Raw genomic sequence first — 18,621 nt, 5'->3', positions numbered from 1 at the left:
ATCAGATCCCGTGTTCTGGCACATTAGCTGTATTGCTTCAGTAGACAAATATGCTGTTGATGATGGTAATCGCTTCCATAATTTCAGATAATGCGCAGCACATTGAATGGGCATGATCAGGACGAATTTAAAATGAACTCCGATCGTTGCGCCAAATACTAAGGTGAATATCAAGAGAGCAGCATGATTCAGGCAGATCGAATTGAGATTAATTATCCGTTTCCTGTAAAACCCCCTGTTTTAACAGAGATTGAAAAAGCCCAATATAAAGAGCGTATTAAATCGCTGCTTGAAGAGCACAACGCAAAGTTGGTTGCTCACTATTATACCGATCCAGAAATTCAGGCTTTAGCTGAAGAGACTAATGGCTTTATTTCTGACTCTCTTGAAATGGCTCGTTTTGGTCGTGACTGTGACGCAGATACACTTATCGTTGCTGGCGTTCGCTTCATGGGCGAAACGGCAAAGATTCTGAGCCCGAATAAAAAGATCTTAATGCCAACGTTGGATGCGACCTGTTCTTTGGATCTAGGTTGTCCGATTGAAGAGTTTAGCGCTTTTTGTGATGCTCATCCTGACCACACCGTGGTTGTTTATGCCAATACATCGGCAGCGGTTAAAGCTCGAGCTGATTGGGTTGTTACATCCAGCATTGCTGTTGATGTTGTTGAATACCTGGAAGAGCAGGGCGAGAAGATTTTATGGGCTCCAGACCGCCATCTTGGTAGCTATATCGCTAAAAAGACGGGGGCTGATATGCTGTTGTGGAATGGTGAATGTATCGTCCACGATGAGTTCTCAGCAAAAGCTCTATTGGATATGAAGAAGGTGTACCCCGATGCAGCGGTGCTGGTGCATCCTGAATCGCCTGCTAGCGTTGTTGATATAGCTGATGCAGTGGGTTCCACTACTCAGTTGATTAAAGCGGCTCAAGAGCTTCCTAATAAGCAATTCATTGTTGCTACCGATAAAGGCATTTTCTATAAGATGCAGCAGTTAGCTCCGAATAAGGAACTGATTGAAGCGCCGACTGCTGGAAATGGGGCTACATGCCGTAGTTGTGCTCATTGCCCCTGGATGGCCATGAACGGACTTAATGCGATCGAAAAGGCGTTAGTTGAGCCCGCGGGACATGAAATATTTGTTGATGCTGAATTAAGAGAAAAAGCTTTGATACCGTTGAATCGTATGCTGGATTTTTCAGCAAAAAATAAGCTGAAAGTGAAAGGAAATATATAAAACAGCCATTTCAGTTAATTTTTAGGCTAAAGGACGCGTTTTTGTAATTAACGCTTGATTCGCCCCTCCTTATTGCCTAACATACTGCGGCTGTTAAGGGCTAGCCCCTGATTACAGTGAAAATTTAGGTGAGGTGTCCGAGTGGCTGAAGGAGCACGCCTGGAAAGTGTGTATACGGCAACGTATCGAGGGTTCGAATCCCTCCCTCACCGCCATTGTTTCTAAGACCTCGCTTCTGCGGGGTTTTGTTGTTTTTAGAGTGGTGTTTTTTGTTGAATGGGAGGGGGGAGAACCCTCGTTGGTTCGACAAAACGCCGGGAGCGTTTTGTACTGCTTGAGCTTGCGAAAGCACCTGAAAGGACAAGTACAGGATGTACTTGTGTATATCCCTCCCTCACCGCCACGTATTTTGAAACCCTGATTCTTTGAGTCGGGGTTTTTGCTTTTAAAGGAGCTGAAAATTAAAGATAGGGTGTAATTGTGTAAATACAGGTTACATGTCGATTATCGTTGGTTCTATAGTGTTCACATTTTGAACTTTGATTAGGTTTTTTGTATTGGAAGCACAGGGGTATCGTTATTGTATGTGCAGTAAAAATGTTTTTACTGCACTTGATGGTTTCAAATCTTAACTAATCGTTGTTTTGTTCATTTAAGTTAAACCAAGACATCATAAGTACGATCATCGGAGATGAAGGTGCATTCTCGGGGTCTTTCTTTTTACCACTACTTGCCACAGCAGAGTGAGAAAGGATTAACGAAACGACAAAAACAGCGTTAATGATATTCTTTTTATTCATACTAATTACTCCATAACTACTTAAAAATGTGACGTATGTCACTCGTAAATAATTATGCGATGTAATGAGTGTATTGAATAGATTAAACTTTAATCAGGTTTTTGTTGTAGGTTTTTATACTTTGATCTGTGAGTGTAAAAAGAAGGATGGTGGATACAATGTGAACCATATATTCGAAGCTATTATAAATATAAAGAACATCTTTGAAGTCGAATAGGTGACGTACGAGATACTCAAAGATCATGGCAATGTTTATCCATATAAAGAAGGTGAAAATATTATGGATATAATGATCGAGTCTAAGAGGTTCTGCATGAGCTGGAAATCTTTCTGCTGTCCAAAAAGGTCTATGTATGAATAAATTTCTAATTAAGACTGTATTGGCGACTAAAAATACGTGCCAATTGATCTCAGGTGATGGATAACCAATTACTATCCAGTAGATTTCAGCTCCTAAGGAAAATAAGTAAGTGATGAATAAATAACAAAAACACGGGGCTTTACGTTCACGTATTAATCCTGCCGCGCAGATAAAGTAGATAAGCCATTTCAATCCATTATCTTCAAGCGTTGAGAACCACACCAGTTCGTCAATAACTCGTTCTAAAGTAAGAATCGAAACAATACCTAGCAGATTGACATCTTTTCGTACATAAACAGCAATAGCCAGTAGAATTGCTACGTAAAGACGATCAAATTTGGATGCATCACCAAAGGTAAGAATACCTGCAGCGATGAAAAACCCTGCTAAGGCTGCGCTAATAGCTTTCTGCGCAAACGGGGTTATAAACATTTAATATGGAAATATCCTATCAATAAGTTTCCTGAACTCACTCTTGGTATCTTCTTCGGCTTGTGGCTTACAGATACGCCACCAAGAGGCAATGATTTCATTTTCCAGTTCTTGCATTGTGGCAAGATAACAATTTTCAATAGCAACAATCTTTTCCCGACTGATTTCAAGTTTTGTAGCCAGATCTAATTGTGTCATCCCGGAGTTTAATCTTAATTTTTTCAAAACGCCCGATTGAGCGACATGTGTTTTATTATTGCTCTTTTTAACAGTCATATTCTCTACACTTAATAATTTAAGTAACTCATTTGTACTAGTGAACTTTTTTGCTACCGGATTCAGCATAAAGTTATGAGATTTTTTGACCGCGTAGTATCCCGTTGTGTTATTGGTTTTATTTAAAACTATGTGGCCTGCATATAAACGTTTTATTGAAAATGCAAATTTTTAAATTGTTTTCAATAAAGAGTATTTATTTGCTAAATCTAATTTTTATTTTTTGAAAGCAATTCTCCCACAACCTCAATTCGATGAGAATTTTCTTTCTTTATGTTGAATTCAATTGATATTAATTTGAGTGTGGTTAAATACTAAGCACTTTCACCTTATAGTAAGTTAAATGTTAAGTCAAACCCACATAAAGAAAGGGAAGCGCGTTGATTTATATAAGAAAGTATTTTATCAGTTTTACTGAATTTGATTAATAGGAATGGCTGATGGAAAACATAACAAATCGTAATAAGCTAAGCGCAATATAACTTGGGCTGTTAAGATTTTAAGATTGGTTGAATTAGAGTGTATATTTAATGTAAAACGTTTAAGTTGCTAAAGTTTGAGCAAATTCCAATATTATTGTGCGAGTAAATTTAAACTTCAACATAGCAAGGATTAAGATTAATCGTTTAACTTTTTTCTAAACGTAAGTTTAAAATTTGACCATCTCATTAATAAATTTAATACATTTTTAATTCTTCTCATTATTATTTGATCTTTGCTATACGTAGTTAGACTAAAAGAGATTTAATACGATACGAAAATAACTCAACTTGAATTTCATCTGTGTTCTTTTAGCAAGATTCTTAATCAATAGTGTTTTCAGTTTTCTATATGAGGTTTTCAAGTAATTTTATGGACTATTTTGTTGAGGCAATTAATCGAACTACTAATTTTGCTGACTTTAATTATCTTTAACCTTTTGATATTTAAGGGTAAAAATGTCATTTTCAACGTAAGCTTAATGAGAGGCTTTCTGCAGTTGAAGGGGAGGATACTTGGTTGTTTGTTTATAACGACTTGTTTTTTGTAAAATAAAGAATAAAATATTTACCTCATTCAAGCCGACATGAAGGGAGGTAACATGAGCGAAGCATCAAAAGTCGCATTATCTACCGACAGTAGTTCGGAACAAACTGTCGTTGTATCGACAGGGCAAGTCAGTCACGAGAAAAAGGTCGAGTATTATCAGTACGAGAGTGAGATGGGGTTAAACCCTCTGCCTCTGGTTATTTTCGTTGCCCTGTTCGCCGTTGCTATTTATAAGCTGTATAAATATAAGTAACTCATCTGGCACTCTGAGGGCGCTGTTGCCTCAGATGCCTATTACTCATCTTCTTCTTTCGATTCAATGGCTTTAAGTAGATCCCAGTACCAAGTTGTTCGGTGGGAGCCTTTACTTATTTTGTTGCGCAAACTTTGTTCTGTAATAGGGCGTCCATATGCAGATAGAAGCTTGGCTAATGTTTTGTAGTTAATACCTTTAAGTGCCATAAGGGACTTTACGTGGCGCTTAATTTCTACAGCTGCGACCTTATCTAATTCTTTTTCAGACTTGTCTTTTTTCTTCGGTGAGTTTTTCTTTGGCACGAGATTGACAAACAACTTTAGTAAGTGAAAACAAGTAGAAATGAGTATACCGCCGATTCATCAATATTCAATGACACCACGGTGACAATCTACTGCTATATGCTTTAGTCGGTGAATCGCTATTGGCTGGAGGCTATCAGCGATGCTGTTCAATGTATTCCTGTAACTTAGCTTCAGCCTGATTGCCGAATAGAATTCTACAAGCTTCTTTTAGCCCCGGCGCTTGCAGGATGTCATGGTGTTTTACCACTAAGGCAATTTTGGAACGACGCCGTAAAAAGTCATCCAGTTTGGTAATCATTTCCCTGCGAGCTGCATGTTCAATTTCCACTCTTAGGTACTCTGAGTTTTCGATAAGAAGATCTGCTTGTGATGGATCTTCACGAATGGATTCAAGCATGGCAAAGGCATTTCTTCCGTACCGTCTCCAAAAACGTTGTGTTAGCGGTTCAGATGATGATTCGGGAGTTAGATCATCCAGTCCTAATAATCTGGCTCTATGCATAAACTCGTTCTTCATCGCGTCATCGGGTTCGCCATACCATTTTTGTTTAGGATAGGGGAGTGTAATCCCGAGTTCTTCCACCAGTTCAGAGACTTCATCACCGACATTGATACAATCAGTTAATTTTCCACCGAAAATAGATAAGTGAGCATTATCCTGATCGACATCTATGGCATGTTTTCTGGAAAGTTGAACCCAATCGGCTTTACCTTGTGTTCCTTTTATTGCTAATGGTCGAACACCGCAGCGTTCTGCGATAATGTCTTGCTCAGTAAGAGGTACATCTAAATCCAAAAGATTATTGGCATTATTGAGTATGAAGGTTCGGTCTTCATTGGTCACGTGCGCATTCGGTGTTTCGACTTGAGTGTCTGTTGTACCAATACAGGTGCGAGGCCCTAACGGTATAACAAAAAACAATCGACCATCGCTTGCGAAAAAGGTCAGCACTTTGTGATTGTGTGCAATTCTATCAACGATCAAATGTACGCCTTTGGAATACAAGTGATGGTGCTCTGTCATTTGGTGATAGAGTTGATTGACTTTGTCTACTTCGGGTCCGGCGGCATTGATCAAGACTTTTGCCTGAATGTTCAGTGCTTTTCCTGAAATGTTGTCATAGGCTTGAACAGTCCATCCTTGAGCGTTTTTGCTGGCCTGTTTAAGTTCTACATAGTTGGCTGCTATGCAGCCGTAACTCATGCTCGAACGAATGAAATTGAACACGAAACGGGCGTCGTTGTCGTGTAAATAGCAATCTGAATATTCAAACCCGCCTGATACATTATCGGTATTAATGGCTTGTTCCTGCTGCTTGATGTCTTTGGGTGTTAGATAGTTGGGTGAAGCGGTTTTAAATCGCCCGATTACCCAATACAGCAGCGTGCCCAGATAAACGAGTAATGCTGGGTAGCGAAAGCCTTTTTGAATACTGGTTAGAAACCGAATTTCCTTAACACTGGATGGATACTGGCTCATTAAGTGGTTGCGGCTTTTACATAGCTTATTAACCAGGCTAAATTCCCATGATTCCAGGTATTTGATACCACCCCATGCCAGATTGGACGAATTGGAACTGGTATTGCCTGCAAAATCGCCTTTGTCGATCAGAGCTACCTTAGCGCCCTTGGCTGCAAGGGATGCTGCCGATACGGCGCCATTGATACCACCCCCGATAATCAAAACATCGAATGATTGTTGGGAGAGTTTATTGATGTTGCTATCTCTTAACGTGGTCATACAAATTTGAATGTTTTTTCAGGGCGCTTTGATGCTATTAAGGCTACCGTATCCAGTGCTTTTCAGGGAAGTGAAATTTCCATAAAAATGTAATGCTTACGTATTCATCTGCGCAACATCATCAGGCCGTGCTAGCATCAATGAGAGTTATTTAAAAATGATTACAGGAAACATCATATTGAACATAGTACGACATTCATTCAGGAATAAAATCGTAACAGGGATGATGTTGAGTTTATTTTTAGTGCAAGGGCAATCAGTGGCAGATACATCAAATTATTTTGCAAATGAGCAAGACAAGCAATTGACCGCCAGTTTAGTTAAACGTGGACAGGATTGGCGAAATGGTGCCTTGGTTTATCAGGTGTTGGTCGATCGATACGCACCATCTAAGAACCTGGACAAAAAGCGTGATTTATATGCTTCTCCAAAGGTGCTGAAAAGTTGGGACGAAGTGCCTAAAGGCGGTCATTATCTGGAAGACGCTCAAGTTTGGAGCCATGAAATAGAATTTTGGGGTGGTGATCTCGATAGCCTTAAAAGCAAACTGGATCACATTCAACGTCTTGGGATGGATGTTCTATATCTCAATCCTATTCATTATGGTTTTACCAACCATAAATATGACGCCTTGGATTATAAAAAAGTCTCTCCTGAATTTGGCGATCGTGAAGATGTTAAAGCGCTTGCTGACGAGCTTCACCGTCGAGGCATGAAACTGGTGCTTGATGGTGTATTCAACCATATGGGACGCAACGCAGAAATTTTTAAGCAAGCGAGTAAAGACCAGAATAGCCCATATCGAGATTGGTTTTATTTTGGTGAGCAATATCCTTCTGGGCATAGAGCATGGGCATCGGCTATTAACTTGCCAGAACTAAATTTGGAGAATCCTGCTGTACGCGAGCATGTATATAATGCGCCCAATTCTGTGGTGCAAGGTTATCTGCTGGACGAAGGCATTGATGGTTGGCGTCTGGATGTCGCATTTGATATCGGTTTTCGTTATTTAACCGAGTTAACTCAAGCGGCTCATCAAGCTAAACCAGGGGCATTAGTGGTAGGGGAAATATGGAATTACCCCAAAGAATGGTTTCCGGCAATTGATGGCATCATGAATTTCTCAGCCAGAGAAGTGTTAATCAGAACTATCTTTGGGGATATATCACCGGCAATGGCTGTGACCATGTTAGACCGAATGGTATCAGATGCAGGGATTGAGCCGATGCTTAAGTCCTGGCTGGTTTTGGATAATCATGATACTCCGAGGCTTAAGAATTTGTTTCCTGAGCTATGGCAACAACAAATGGCTCAAGTGCTGCAATTCAGCTTTCCTGGTTCCCCCAATGTTTATTATGGCGTTGAAGTGGGTATGACTGGTGGTATTGACCCTGAAATGCGAGCTCCCATGCGTTGGGACTGGGTTAAAGATGATAACCCCTCGTTAGTCTGGTTACAGAATCTTATTGATATTCGTAAAACTAATCGTGCGTTGCGCATTGGTGAGTTTCGAGTGGTGAACTCAGAGAAACTAGTCGCATTTGAGCGCTATACCGATACTGCAGATGAAACCATTGTGGTTTTGGCTAATCCGGGAACCGAAGATGTCTCTGAAAGTGTCATGATTGCTAATTCAAAATTAATGAATGCCACCATGATGACGGATTTGCTAGGTGTGATAAAAGAACCTGTTCAGATATGGAGTGGATTAATTCGGGCTAATGTGCCTGCGGGTAAAACGGTAATGCTAAAAGTTCAAACTGCGCAAATTTCAGGGTATACACCGTACAAGCGGGTAAAGTAATAGTGAAAGAATAAAGGGAAGTGTAAAAAGCTGGAACCTGGTGTTTGATAAGAGTAGCAGAAACCCTGCTACTCTTATTGGCCTGATATGAGTGGAAAGTCTTAAGCAGGTGAACCCACTTTTTCAGACTTACGCTTAATCAGGTTGTTCATCTGACGCATTGAAATCAGGTGAGTGAAGATTGGGTTTAGCAAGCCACGCTTACGTAAATTCAGAAACTCTTCGTCGGACAATTCGTCGATTTTCTTCTCATCAACAATGTAAACGCCATCAATATCATATTGTTGATCTTGTACTTTTACATTGATTTGCTTCTGAACAAGGAAGCCTTTATCCATTAATTCCTTGGCAAATGCTTTCGTCATTTGCTCTTGTTGCAAGTAAGCAGCCATTGCTTCTTTTTGCTTAACCAGGAACTCGGTTTCTTTGCCTTCTTCGTCGAATAACGCAATGCCTTCTTCTTCATTAACCAGGTTGCTTTCAACATTGATAGCAATGCCGAAGTTTGATTTATCATCCGGGTTTTGTACCAAACCAAAAGGACGGTGAGTATAGCGAGCCGGCATATACGCGCCATTCCATTTGTCGCCGTCAACAACAAACAGGTTTTCCTTGCTTTCGATACCCATCAAAGCAACCACCTGGATGTCTTCGTTTTGAGCATTTTTGATAAAGCAGATAGGGAATTCAATAGCGGCTTGTGGGAATTCTGCAAGTACCAAAGGCAAAATGCTTTGATCTTGCAAATCGCTTACGTCGCGGTTGGTTTTAATTTTAATTTTACGATGTGAGTTACTATTTAGTTGTTCGACCTTAGCCATTACTTTTCCAATGATGTAAATGATGTATGGTTAATTTGCAAAATATGCGACATAGTAACGACCTTATTAAAATTAACAACCGTCTTATTAGATTTTTACCTGATTTTGGTGTTTAAAAAGCGGTTCAAGGGGAGAGCGAATATGATTTCTCCCCAATTGTAAGTGGGTTATACAGAAAAGGAACGGTTTCTGTCTGAGGAGTTGTTGGAAGAGCTTTCTGTCTGATACACAACCGGTTGAGGCTGAAACTGATCTCTGCCGTTTTTCTTGGCAAGATATAAAAAATCATCGGCCTGTTTGATTGCCGCTTCAATGGAAACCTTCGCGTTTACTTCGCTGATACCCATACTCACCGTGATATTGAATGCATTCGCTTCGTAGTCAAAGCTTGTTTTGGCAAGATTGTTGCGGATTTTATTAGCTACAACCAATGCTTGAGTTGAGTTTGTTTGCGGCAAAATAAAGAGGAATTCTTCACCGCCCCAACGAGCGACAGTATCCTGTTTGCGGATAATATGCTTGAACAAATCGGCCAAATCTACCAGTACCTTATCTCCCGCAGCATGGCCATGTGCATCGTTGATCCGTTTGAAAAAATCGACGTCTACTAAAATCAATGCTACTGGCGTCAGGTTTCGTTCAATGCGGCGATACTCATATTCCAGCTTGTCCATTGCGTCACGACGGTTTGGCAAGTGGGTGAGCGGATCATATTTAGCCATTTGCTCAAACTTGCGGCTTATTCTTAACATAAAATCAAATGAACGTTGTCTGGAATATTCGTAATAGGCAGATAAAAAAGTAACGGATAAGAAAGAGTAAAGCAGGCGCTGTTTAAACTCGCTTGTGTAATGAGTATTAATAAGTGCGTCGTCAGGATAAAACATCATCAAACTAATCACGCCAATAAAAATAGCGATATCGATTAATCCCTTCTTTAGTCCGTCGAAGAATAATGCGACAGGAGCCGCCATAAATATCCACAGTGGCCCGGTATTGGCAACCCCGCCTGAGTAGACAAGATAAATCAAAAAGCCAAACATGGAATAAAGAATAATGGATGAGTAAATTTGTTTGTTGCCGGTGAACTTCTGTAATTGATAGCTGAGCAGGTAGCTCATACCCGTTAAATACAGTGCTATACACAGCATATAGTTGCCATTGAGCATAGCAGCTGTGCCCATTATTGTGGTGAGTATCAATCCAACTAATCCGAACAGGTTCACCATGAAGGTTTTACGGTTGATTTCCGGATTATTATGTTGGTTTAGACCTGCGTTTAAATAGCGACGCAACAGGCTCATGATAAAAGTCATAATCTTGCTTTGGCTTATGCCCCAGTTTAACCATACTGTGAGAGTGGCAACTGCTTAAATCTGCTCTCAACAAGTGCAGCTATGATTTTATTCCCTGCTTTTAGAGCTTGTTAATCGAGATACTCATACTGCCTTATGCAAACGGTACGGGCTGCTGCAAAAATGATTACTAAAGATCAACAGACTCCAAGGACTATATATGATGTTCACCTTGTACATAACTATATAGTCTACGAGAAATTATATTACCAATAAAATTGATGAGTTATCCAGCTTAAAAAGGTGCAAAAGATCATGTGCAAATTGATCGTTGTCATGTTTGTGAAACTTTTTCTTAGTGCTGGGTATGGTTTAATGCGTTGATAATTAAACAAAATGCTTAACTTGCGGTACTTGGTTTAACTTACTTTTATATACCCATAGTTATACTAATGTGTAAGCAATCATACTAACAGCTCTGTGGAACATGAGCTTTCACGTACAATGTCAAGCTACTATAAATGGTAGTCAAACAAGCTTTAATGGCATATTCGGGTTAAATCCGGTAGTATGCCGCGCTTTAAAAATTGGCCTAGAGCCCTGGTTTTACGTTCCAGATTGCTAAGAGGTAAGACAATGTCTCAATACGTTGTATGTGCGTTATATAAGTTCGTCACATTAGAAAACTATAAGGAAATGCGAGCGCCTTTACAGGATGTTATGGAGAAAAGTGGTGTTAAAGGAACGCTTTTGTTAGCGTTGGAAGGAATTAACGGCACGATTTCTGGTACTCGAGAAGGAATTGATGCTGTACTGGCGTGGTTAAATAGTGATGAACGCATTCAACCGGTTTCCTACAAAGAATCCTTCGACGAAGAGCAGCCTTTCTATCGCACAAAGGTTAAGCTTAAAAATGAAATTGTCACTATGGGTGTTGAGGGCATTGACCCTCGTAAAACCGTTGGCACCTATGTTAAGCCAGCAGATTGGAATGCTTTAATTTCTGATCCCGACGTGACAGTGATTGATACTCGTAATGATTACGAGATAGAAATAGGCACTTTCAAGCACGCGATTGATCCCAAAACCCAAACATTTCGTGAATTTCCTCAATATGTGAAAGACAACCTTGATCCTGCGAAAAACAAGAAAGTTGCCATGTTTTGTACCGGTGGGATCCGTTGTGAAAAGTCCACTGCCTATTTAAAAGAGCTGGGTTTTGAAGAGGTGTATCACCTGGAAGGTGGGATTTTAAAATATTTGGAAGAAGTGCCAAAAGAAGAGTCTCTATGGGAAGGCGATTGCTTTGTTTTCGATAATCGCGTTGCTGTTGACCACGATTTGCAAAAGTCTAAATATGATCAGTGCTATGCGTGTCGCTTACCGATAACTGAGGAAGACAAGCAAAGTGAATTGTTTGAAGCTGGTGTTTCATGCCCTCGTTGTCATGGTACTCATTCTGAAGAACAGCTAAAGCGCTTCCGTGAAAGAGAAAAACAGGTACAGCTTGCCAGAGAGAGGCAAGAAGAGCATCTTGGCAATGAAGCTCGTATGGCAACGTTTGAAAAACGTCGTCGCAAGTCTGAAATTCGTAAGGCTCAAAGAGCAGCCGCTAAAGCGGGTTCCTGATATTCTCTTTGATTTAAGTAGCTATCCAGTTTTCTGGTAGCTACTTTTTCTGCCTTGAAATCCTTTCTTTATTCTTTCCCTAATTCGCATGGTTGTTGAACAAAAATTGCGTTAACTCAACGTATTGTAACGAATTAAGATCAACAGCCTCTAGCATTTTAACGACATCAAATGGACAATGAACAAAGGAACACTTTATTATTACCTGCAAAATTAGAATTGGATAAATAATCATGTCGGAAGCAAAAGCACTTACAGAACAACAAATTGAAAAAATCAGAGAAGACTTTCTGTTCTTTGATAAAGACAATAATGGTTGCATTGATGAGCAAGAGTTTTTTGAGCTCTTAAAAGTGCTGTCACCAAAAGTTAAAGAACACCAGGCGAGAGAAGGTTTTTCCATTATTGATGAGAATAATGATGGGGCAGTTGATTTCGACGAGTTTTTGTCCTGGTGGCAGAATTCCTGGTGGGAATACTAAACTTATCTCGTTTTTGTTACGCCAGCCGTCGACGGCTGGCTGTTCTGACCGTCAAGCAAATAGGTACTCTTGACCATAACCATTAAGGTGTTTAAGCCCTCATGGAATTTATTTGGATTTTTGTCGCTTTTGTTTGTGGATTTGTATTTCGATTTCTTTCCTTGCCACCGTTGATCGGTTTTTTGTGCGCAGGCTTCATTCTCAATTTCTTTGGTATAACTCCTGATCCTAATTTGCAGCTGCTTGCAGATTTGGGGATCACGCTCATGTTGTTCACTATTGGCTTGAAACTAAACATAAAAGACTTGTTTAGAACGGAAGTATGGGTAGGTACAGGATTATCTGCTTTCTTCTGGATAGTGCTTTTTGCCAGTTTTTCCATGTTATACATGACATGGGGATTGGCTTATTTTGAAGTGCTGGATTGGAAAACTGCAACGTTATTAGGTTTTGCTCTTAGCTTTAGCAGTACCGTTTGTATTGTTAAGGTTTTGGAAGACAGTGGGGAAATGAAAACCCGGCATGGCAAACTGGCGATAGCGATATTGGTTATGCAAGATATCATCGCGGTTGTCTTTCTTGCGTTGGCAACGGGTAAAATCCCATCTATGCTGGCATTAGGGTTGCCACTATTGATTTTTGTGCGTCCGCTGATTGATCGTCTTCTTAATGCCGCAGGACACGGTGAACTTCTACCACTGACCGGATTCTTCCTGGCCTTGGGAGGATATGAATTATTTAATTTGGTTGATGTGAAAGGGGATTTAGGTGCATTAATTATGGGGATTTTACTCAGTTCCCATGTAAAAAGTACCGAGTTGGCCAAGTCATTGCTGGGCTTTAAAGACCTCTTCCTTATCGGTTTCTTCCTGTCTATTGGTTTTATTACCATTCCAACATTACCTATGCTGGCGATGGCGGCATTCATTTGCCTGCTTTTACCGATTAAGTATTTGCTGTTTTTCTCATTATTCAATGCGTTAAAACTCAGGGGGAGAACCTCTTATCTTGCTGGATTAGTGTTAAGCAATTTTAGTGAATTTGGCTTAATTGTTGTGGCATTGAGTGTGAAACAGGGCTGGTTAGAGAAGGACTGGTTGGTGATCCTCGCGATATCGGTTTCCTTGTCTTTTGTCTTTACCAGTATTGCCTATCGTTTCGCCCATAGAGGATACAACCTGTTTAAACCTTATCTGGTCAAGTTCGAACGTGAGCAACGTTTACCAGAAGATGCTTATGTTAAGCCGGGCAATGCATCTATTCTGGTGATTGGTATGGGGCGGGTAGGAAAAGGCAGTTTTGAAGCCTTGTCTCATGCTGCTGGGGAATCCGTATGGGGGCTGGATGCTGATAGTGAACGGGTGTCGCAATTACAGTCGGATGGAAAGCAGGTTATCTGTGGTGATGCAGAAGACGCTGACTTATGGGAACGTATTGATGTGACCCATATCAAGCTTATTCTGTTGGCGCTGCCTTCAATTGAAGATATTGACAATATTTGTCAGCAATTAGTTTCTGCTGGATATAAAGGCAAAATCGCGGCTATGGCACGTTTTGAAGATGAGCGTGAACATCTGTTGGCATCGGGCATTCATAAAGTCTTCAACTTTTATACTGAGGTAGGGGCGGGCTTTGCCGAAGAAAGTTTGCAAATTATTGACTGATGAATATCTGCTTTGCAGCAACATCCTTTATTTAAAAAGAAAAGCGCCTGATTTTTCAGGCGCTTCTTCTATCGAACATCGTGTTTTATAAAACGCTGAAAAAGCTCTTGTTACAGAGACAAGGCTTCCCTGGCATCCATATATTCCAGATTCAGCTGTTTACCCAAAGCATCCACAACCGCTTTGTAGGTTACTTTTCCTTTATGAACGTTTAGACCATTTAGCAAATGTGGGTCGTCCAGCATGGCTTGTTTTGGCCCTTTGTTCGCTAATGCAATACCAAATGGCAATGTTGCATTGTTTAGCGCCATTGTTGAAGTGCGCGCTACGCCGCCTGGCATGTTGGCTACACAGTAATGAACGACACCATTTACAATATAAACCGGATCTTGATGAGTGGTGGCTCTTGATGTTTCAAAGCAACCGCCTTGGTCGATGGCAACATCAACCAGAACAGAGCCTTCTTTCATGTTGATGATATGTTCTTTGGTTAACAGTTTTGGAGCTGCCGCGCCAGGAATTAATACTGCGCCAACAACCACATCTGCTTTTGAAGAGTATTGTTCAATGGCATCAACCGTTGAGTACACAGTTTTCACGCGACCATCAAAAATATCATCCAGTTCACGCAAGCGAGGTAGTGAACGATCCATAATAGTGACATCAGCACCTACGCCTAAGGCCATTTTGGCCGCGTTTGTGCCAACAACACCGCCACCGATGATCAATACTTTACCTGGTGCAACGCCCGGAACACCACCTAACAACGTGCCGCTGCCACCATGGGCTTTTTCCAGAAAGTGTGCGCCAGCCTGAATAGACATACGTCCCGCGACTTCGCTCATAGGAGCTAACAAAGGTAAACCGCCGTGACGATCGGTTACTGTTTCATAGGCAATACAGGTTGCGCCACTTTTAACCAATAACTCTGTTTGTCTTGGATCCGGCGCTAAGTGCAGGTAGGTGTAAAGCGTTTGGCCTTCAGACAGCATTTCGCACTCGTTAGGCTGTGGTTCTTTTACTTTTACAATCATTTCAGCCTTTGCAAAGATTTCCTCTGCTGTTTGAATGATCTGTGCGCCTGCGGCTACGTACTGCTCATTATCAAAGCCTATTGCAAGACCCGCATCATTTTGCACAAGCACCTGATGCCCGTGGGTCACAAATTCTTTGACTGCTGATGGAGTAAGGCCGACACGATATTCGTGATTTTTAATTTCTTTTGGTACACCAACCAACATGATTTTCACCTATGAATTCATTATTGAATAAAGCGCAGATTGTAGTGAAGTTTAATTAGCATTTTGCTCTCTATTTTGATACAAAGCAGCATTAAACACTGAAAATTGAAATATATTTAGAATAAAATATGCTGGTTAAAACGCCAAAAAGCCTCGATCGCCTTGATCGACGCATTCTAGACGAGTTACAGAAGAATGGCCGAATTTCCAATGTGGAACTGGCCAAGAAGATAGGATTAAGCCCAACCCCTTGCCTGGAAAGGACTAGAAGGTTGGAGAGTCAGGGTTATATCTCGGGGTATCATGCAACCGTTGCGCCAGACAAGGTTGGGGCAGCAATGCTGGTGTTTGTAGAGATAACCTTGACTAAAACATCGGTAGATATCTTTGAAGAATTTTCTACTGCGGTAAAAAAGCTGGATGATATTCAGGAGTGTCATCTGGTTTCTGGGAATTTTGACTATTTGCTTAAAGCTCGTGTTGCCGATATGTCTTCTTATCGTCGATTGTTGGGAGACGTTTTATTACGACTGCCTGGAGTAAGCGAATCTCGAACTTATGTGGTAATGGAAGAGGTTAAACAGACAACGCGCATTAAAATTAATTATTAGTGCGTGTTTACCAACAGTGGATAAAATCGTCTATTCCACCTGGATTTTCACGAATAACGGTTATTAACTGTGCAAGAGGCAAATAAATAACTTCCATATGGCACAAATACCTTGTCCTGACTGGGCTTTTCTTCAATGGCTTGGTATCTTATGGGCGAGAATAACGATAATACTAAATGATGGAACTCATAGAACGTCCTAAGTCGCGCTTAACAGGCATTCAAAGGGTATTAGAAGTGGGGATGATAATCACCACAGCCTTTGCCTTGTTTCTTTTTATTGCACTCGCCACCTTCGATTCGGCTGACCCCGGTTGGAGTCAAACGGGTTTTAATGAGCATGTTCATAATGCCGGTGGCCCTGTTGGAGCCTGGCTTGCTGATATTAGCCTATGGATCTTTGGCGTTATTGCTTACACCTTTCCTTTTGCTATTGCTCTGTTGGGCTGGTTTATATTTCAACGCGCAAAAGATATTTTAGAACTGGATTATTTGACCATAGCGCTGCGGATGATTGGTACAATCCTCTGTATTTTGGGGGCGGCTGGCTTATCCAGTATTAATTTTGATGACCTGGCTACCGTATCTTCCGGAGGCATGGTTGGCGAAGCTATTAGCCATGCACTGATTCCGTTTTTTAGCATCGTTGGTACGAACTTATTGCTGTTATGCTTTTTAGCTACGGGATTTACGCTTTTAACTGGAATTTCCTGGTTATCCATTATTGATGGGCTGGGGGCTTTTAGTATTTTTACTGCTAAAAAAGTTTATCGGTTGCCCAGTACGATTGAAGAAATTAAGTCGTTACCCAATCCCTTATCTCGTTCTGGTCAGGCTTTAACTGACAAAAACAAACCCTCATCTATTGAAATTACGACCATGAGAGTCGACCCTGAAATACCTAAAAAATCAGGGTTCTTTTCTAATAACGCTGAAGAACTGTCGGACACCATGATTGAGGAAATGGACGAGTATGATGCTATTCCTGAAAGGGAACCGCCCGTCACTGTCCAAGTGGTTAATAGTGCCAATGAAGAACGTGCTTCGGTAAATCGAGAAGTATCCACTGCTCCCAAGACGCCAAAAGTAATTAGCCCACAGGAAAGTGAAAAGGTAGCTGGTAACCGGCCCATGCCAGAAGGTGATGTGCCTTCTTTTGAATTATTAGACAAGCCTAATCGAACCAAAGAGCCTATTTCTCAGGAAGAGCTGGATTCGGTCGCTCGATTATTAGAGGCAACTTTGGCTGATTTTAGTGTTCAGGCTCAAGTGGTTGGCGTGTATCCCGGGCCTGTTGTTACTCGATTTGAACTGGATCTGGCTCCGGGAGTTAAGGTCAGCAAGATCTCCGGCTTATCCAAGGATTTGGCCAGAGCCATGTCTGCGCTTTCTGTGCGTGTTGTTGAGGTTATTCCGGGTAAATCCTACATAGGTTTGGAATTGCCCAATAAGCATCGCGAAACCGTATTTTTGCGAGAGGTGATTAGCAGCGAATATTTTGAAAATGCGAAGTCCAGCTTAACCATGGTGCTTGGTAAAGACATTTCTGGTGACCCTGTGGTTGTGGATTTGGCAAAAATGCCGCATTTGCTGGTGGCTGGTACAACAGGTTCAGGTAAATCCGTTGGCGTGAACGTTATGATTTTGAGCTTGCTATACAAGTCTACGCCAGAAGATGTTCGTTTTATCATGATTGACCCTAAAATGTTGGAATTGTCGGTGTATGAAGGCATTCCACATTTGTTGGCAGAAGTTGTCACCGACATGAAAGAGGCTTCTAATGCCTTGCGCTGGTGTGTAGGGGAAATGGAGCGCCGCTATCGTTTAATGTCAGCTTTGGGGGTGCGTAATCTGAAAGGCTATAACGCCAAAGTGCTGGAAGCGAAAGAGAATGGGCAGCCTATTAAGGATCCTCTCTGGAATCCAAACGAATCTATGGCAGAAGAAGCACCAGAGTTGGAAAAACTTCCCAGTATCGTCGTTGTCGTGGATGAATTTGCTGACATGATGATGATTGTGGGTAAGAAAGTTGAAGAACTCATTGCCCGTATTGCTCAAAAAGCCAGGGCGGCGGGAATCCACCTGATTCTGGCTACTCAGCGACCTTCTGTTGATGTTATCACTGGCTTGATTAAAGCTAATATTCCTACCCGTATTGCCTTTCAGGTTTCTTCCAAGATTGATTCCAGAACCATTCTGGATCAGCAAGGTGCCGAAGCTTTGTTGGGCATGGGGGATATGTTGTATTTACCACCGGGATCGGGTGTACCTACTCGTGTTCATGGTGCTTTTGTTGATGATCATGAAGTTCATGCAGTGGTTGCTGATTGGCAATCGCGAGGTACGCCGCAATATATTGATGAAATATTGTCGGGTGAATCTAATGACGAGATATTACTACCCGGTGAGCAACCTGATGGCGGAGATCAGGAATTAGATCCGTTTTATGATGAAGCCGTGGCTTTTGTGACAGAAACGCGCAGAGCATCAGTGTCGGGCGTGCAACGTAAATTTAGAATTGGCTATAACCGGGCTGCCCGGTTAGTTGAGCAAATGGAACAAAGCGGTGTTGTGAGTGCTCCGGGGCATAACGGCAATAGAGATGTGTTGGCGCCACCACCACCCAGAGGTTAAAA

The 18,621-nt window shown here is 41.3% G+C and carries 16 protein-coding genes and 1 tRNA gene; 9 read left to right on the top strand and 8 right to left on the bottom strand.

Going from position 1 to position 18,621, the window contains the following annotated elements; translation table 11 throughout:
- Nucleotides 1-183: 183 nt before the first annotated feature.
- A complete protein-coding gene (gene nadA / locus KIH87_RS11275; protein WP_232357974.1) occupies nucleotides 184-1,239 on the top strand; it encodes a quinolinate synthase NadA in 1,056 nt (351 codons plus the stop codon).
- A 127-nt stretch (nucleotides 1,240-1,366) separates the two neighbouring features.
- Nucleotides 1,367-1,454 (top strand) — tRNA-Ser (locus KIH87_RS11270).
- Between the two features lie 417 nt (nucleotides 1,455-1,871).
- Here the strand turns inward: KIH87_RS11270 and KIH87_RS11265 are convergent.
- The 3 genes from KIH87_RS11265 to KIH87_RS11255 all read right to left on the bottom strand — a co-directional run bounded on the left by KIH87_RS11265 (nucleotide 1,872) and on the right by KIH87_RS11255 (nucleotide 3,108).
- On the bottom strand, nucleotides 1,872-2,039 hold the full coding sequence (locus KIH87_RS11265) for a hypothetical protein (RefSeq protein WP_232357973.1): 168 nt from the start codon (nucleotides 2,037-2,039) through the stop codon (nucleotides 1,872-1,874).
- Between the two features lie 82 nt (nucleotides 2,040-2,121).
- Nucleotides 2,122-2,832, bottom strand: coding sequence for a hypothetical protein (locus KIH87_RS11260; protein WP_232357972.1), 711 nt, complete (start codon nucleotides 2,830-2,832; stop codon nucleotides 2,122-2,124).
- Nucleotides 2,833-3,108, bottom strand: a complete 276-nt coding sequence (locus KIH87_RS11255; RefSeq protein ID WP_232357971.1) for a RodZ family helix-turn-helix domain-containing protein — start codon at nucleotides 3,106-3,108, stop codon at nucleotides 2,833-2,835. It abuts the gene before it with no gap.
- Nucleotides 3,109-4,189: 1,081 nt separating this feature from the next.
- Here KIH87_RS11255 and KIH87_RS11250 point away from each other — a divergent pair.
- On the top strand, nucleotides 4,190-4,390 hold the full coding sequence (locus KIH87_RS11250) for a hypothetical protein (protein ID WP_232357970.1): 201 nt from the start codon (nucleotides 4,190-4,192) through the stop codon (nucleotides 4,388-4,390).
- 41 nt (nucleotides 4,391-4,431) lie between these two features.
- Here KIH87_RS11250 and KIH87_RS11245 read toward each other — a convergent pair whose 3' ends face one another.
- Together KIH87_RS11245 and KIH87_RS11240 are read right to left on the bottom strand one after the other, a co-directional pair.
- Nucleotides 4,432-4,695 (bottom strand): DUF6471 domain-containing protein, encoded by a 264-nt coding sequence (locus KIH87_RS11245; RefSeq protein WP_232357969.1) that lies wholly within the window; start codon nucleotides 4,693-4,695, stop codon nucleotides 4,432-4,434.
- Nucleotides 4,696-4,831: 136 nt separating this feature from the next.
- Nucleotides 4,832-6,439 carry a glycerol-3-phosphate dehydrogenase/oxidase gene (locus KIH87_RS11240; protein WP_232357968.1) on the bottom strand — a complete coding sequence of 536 codons (1,608 nt, stop codon included), beginning with the start codon at nucleotides 6,437-6,439 and terminating at the stop codon, nucleotides 4,832-4,834.
- A gap of 178 nt (nucleotides 6,440-6,617) precedes the next feature.
- Here KIH87_RS11240 and KIH87_RS11235 point away from each other — a divergent pair, with 178 nt between their 5' ends.
- Nucleotides 6,618-8,243, top strand: a complete 1,626-nt coding sequence (locus tag KIH87_RS11235) for an alpha-amylase family glycosyl hydrolase (protein WP_232357967.1) — start codon at nucleotides 6,618-6,620, stop codon at nucleotides 8,241-8,243.
- A gap of 101 nt (nucleotides 8,244-8,344) precedes the next feature.
- Here KIH87_RS11235 and KIH87_RS11230 read toward each other — a convergent pair whose 3' ends face one another.
- A complete protein-coding gene (locus KIH87_RS11230) occupies nucleotides 8,345-9,064 on the bottom strand; it encodes a SapC family protein (protein ID WP_232357966.1) in 720 nt (239 codons plus the stop codon).
- 167 nt (nucleotides 9,065-9,231) lie between these two features.
- Nucleotides 9,232-10,380 (bottom strand): GGDEF domain-containing protein, encoded by a 1,149-nt coding sequence (locus KIH87_RS11225; RefSeq protein WP_232357965.1) that lies wholly within the window; start codon nucleotides 10,378-10,380, stop codon nucleotides 9,232-9,234.
- A 615-nt stretch (nucleotides 10,381-10,995) separates the two neighbouring features.
- On the opposite strand from KIH87_RS11225, the gene trhO reads away from it, so the two are divergent.
- From trhO to KIH87_RS11210, 3 genes are all read left to right on the top strand, one after another.
- Nucleotides 10,996-11,988 (top strand): oxygen-dependent tRNA uridine(34) hydroxylase TrhO, encoded by a 993-nt coding sequence (gene trhO / locus KIH87_RS11220; protein WP_232357964.1) that lies wholly within the window; start codon nucleotides 10,996-10,998, stop codon nucleotides 11,986-11,988.
- A 233-nt stretch (nucleotides 11,989-12,221) separates the two neighbouring features.
- Nucleotides 12,222-12,470, top strand: a complete 249-nt coding sequence (locus tag KIH87_RS11215; protein ID WP_232357963.1) for an EF-hand domain-containing protein — start codon at nucleotides 12,222-12,224, stop codon at nucleotides 12,468-12,470.
- A gap of 101 nt (nucleotides 12,471-12,571) precedes the next feature.
- The gene (locus tag KIH87_RS11210) at nucleotides 12,572-14,134 is read left to right on the top strand and encodes a cation:proton antiporter family protein (RefSeq protein WP_232357962.1); all 1,563 of its coding nucleotides are present in this window, start codon (nucleotides 12,572-12,574) and stop codon (nucleotides 14,132-14,134) included.
- Nucleotides 14,135-14,244: 110 nt separating this feature from the next.
- On the opposite strand, the gene ald is transcribed toward KIH87_RS11210, so the two are convergent.
- Nucleotides 14,245-15,375 (bottom strand): alanine dehydrogenase, encoded by a 1,131-nt coding sequence (gene ald / locus KIH87_RS11205; protein ID WP_232357961.1) that lies wholly within the window; start codon nucleotides 15,373-15,375, stop codon nucleotides 14,245-14,247.
- Between the two features lie 128 nt (nucleotides 15,376-15,503).
- On the opposite strand from ald, the gene lrp reads away from it, so the two are divergent.
- Nucleotides 15,504-15,986, top strand: a complete 483-nt coding sequence (gene lrp, locus KIH87_RS11200) for a leucine-responsive transcriptional regulator Lrp (protein WP_232357960.1) — start codon at nucleotides 15,504-15,506, stop codon at nucleotides 15,984-15,986.
- Nucleotides 15,987-16,162: 176 nt separating this feature from the next.
- On the top strand, nucleotides 16,163-18,619 hold the full coding sequence (locus KIH87_RS11195; protein ID WP_232357959.1) for a DNA translocase FtsK: 2,457 nt from the start codon (nucleotides 16,163-16,165) through the stop codon (nucleotides 18,617-18,619).
- Nucleotides 18,620-18,621 lie beyond the last annotated feature (2 nt).

It is taken from the genome of Paraneptunicella aestuarii, assembly GCF_019900845.1.
GTDB lineage: Bacteria > Pseudomonadota > Gammaproteobacteria > Enterobacterales > Alteromonadaceae > Paraneptunicella > Paraneptunicella aestuarii.
This window is presented reverse-complemented; position numbering and strand designations above follow the sequence as displayed.

What these genes read in the sequence shown, in the direction of transcription:
- nadA (WP_232357974.1), top strand. Translation starts at nt 184, where the DNA reads ATGATTCAGGCAGATCGAATTGAGATTAATTATCCGTTTCCTGTAAAA.
- KIH87_RS11265 (WP_232357973.1), bottom strand. Translation starts at nt 2,039, where the DNA reads ATGAATAAAAAGAATATCATTAACGCTGTTTTTGTCGTTTCGTTAATC.
- KIH87_RS11260 (WP_232357972.1), bottom strand. Translation starts at nt 2,832, where the DNA reads ATGTTTATAACCCCGTTTGCGCAGAAAGCTATTAGCGCAGCCTTAGCA.
- KIH87_RS11255 (WP_232357971.1), bottom strand. Translation starts at nt 3,108, where the DNA reads ATGACTGTTAAAAAGAGCAATAATAAAACACATGTCGCTCAATCGGGC.
- KIH87_RS11250 (WP_232357970.1), top strand. Translation starts at nt 4,190, where the DNA reads ATGAGCGAAGCATCAAAAGTCGCATTATCTACCGACAGTAGTTCGGAA.
- KIH87_RS11240 (WP_232357968.1), bottom strand. Translation starts at nt 6,439, where the DNA reads ATGACCACGTTAAGAGATAGCAACATCAATAAACTCTCCCAACAATCA.
- KIH87_RS11230 (WP_232357966.1), bottom strand. Translation starts at nt 9,064, where the DNA reads ATGGCTAAGGTCGAACAACTAAATAGTAACTCACATCGTAAAATTAAA.
- KIH87_RS11225 (WP_232357965.1), bottom strand. Translation starts at nt 10,380, where the DNA reads ATGACTTTTATCATGAGCCTGTTGCGTCGCTATTTAAACGCAGGTCTA.
- trhO (WP_232357964.1), top strand. Translation starts at nt 10,996, where the DNA reads ATGTCTCAATACGTTGTATGTGCGTTATATAAGTTCGTCACATTAGAA.
- KIH87_RS11215 (WP_232357963.1), top strand. Translation starts at nt 12,222, where the DNA reads ATGTCGGAAGCAAAAGCACTTACAGAACAACAAATTGAAAAAATCAGA.
- KIH87_RS11210 (WP_232357962.1), top strand. Translation starts at nt 12,572, where the DNA reads ATGGAATTTATTTGGATTTTTGTCGCTTTTGTTTGTGGATTTGTATTT.
- ald (WP_232357961.1), bottom strand. Translation starts at nt 15,375, where the DNA reads ATGTTGGTTGGTGTACCAAAAGAAATTAAAAATCACGAATATCGTGTC.
- lrp (WP_232357960.1), top strand. Translation starts at nt 15,504, where the DNA reads ATGCTGGTTAAAACGCCAAAAAGCCTCGATCGCCTTGATCGACGCATT.
- KIH87_RS11195 (WP_232357959.1), top strand. Translation starts at nt 16,163, where the DNA reads ATGATGGAACTCATAGAACGTCCTAAGTCGCGCTTAACAGGCATTCAA.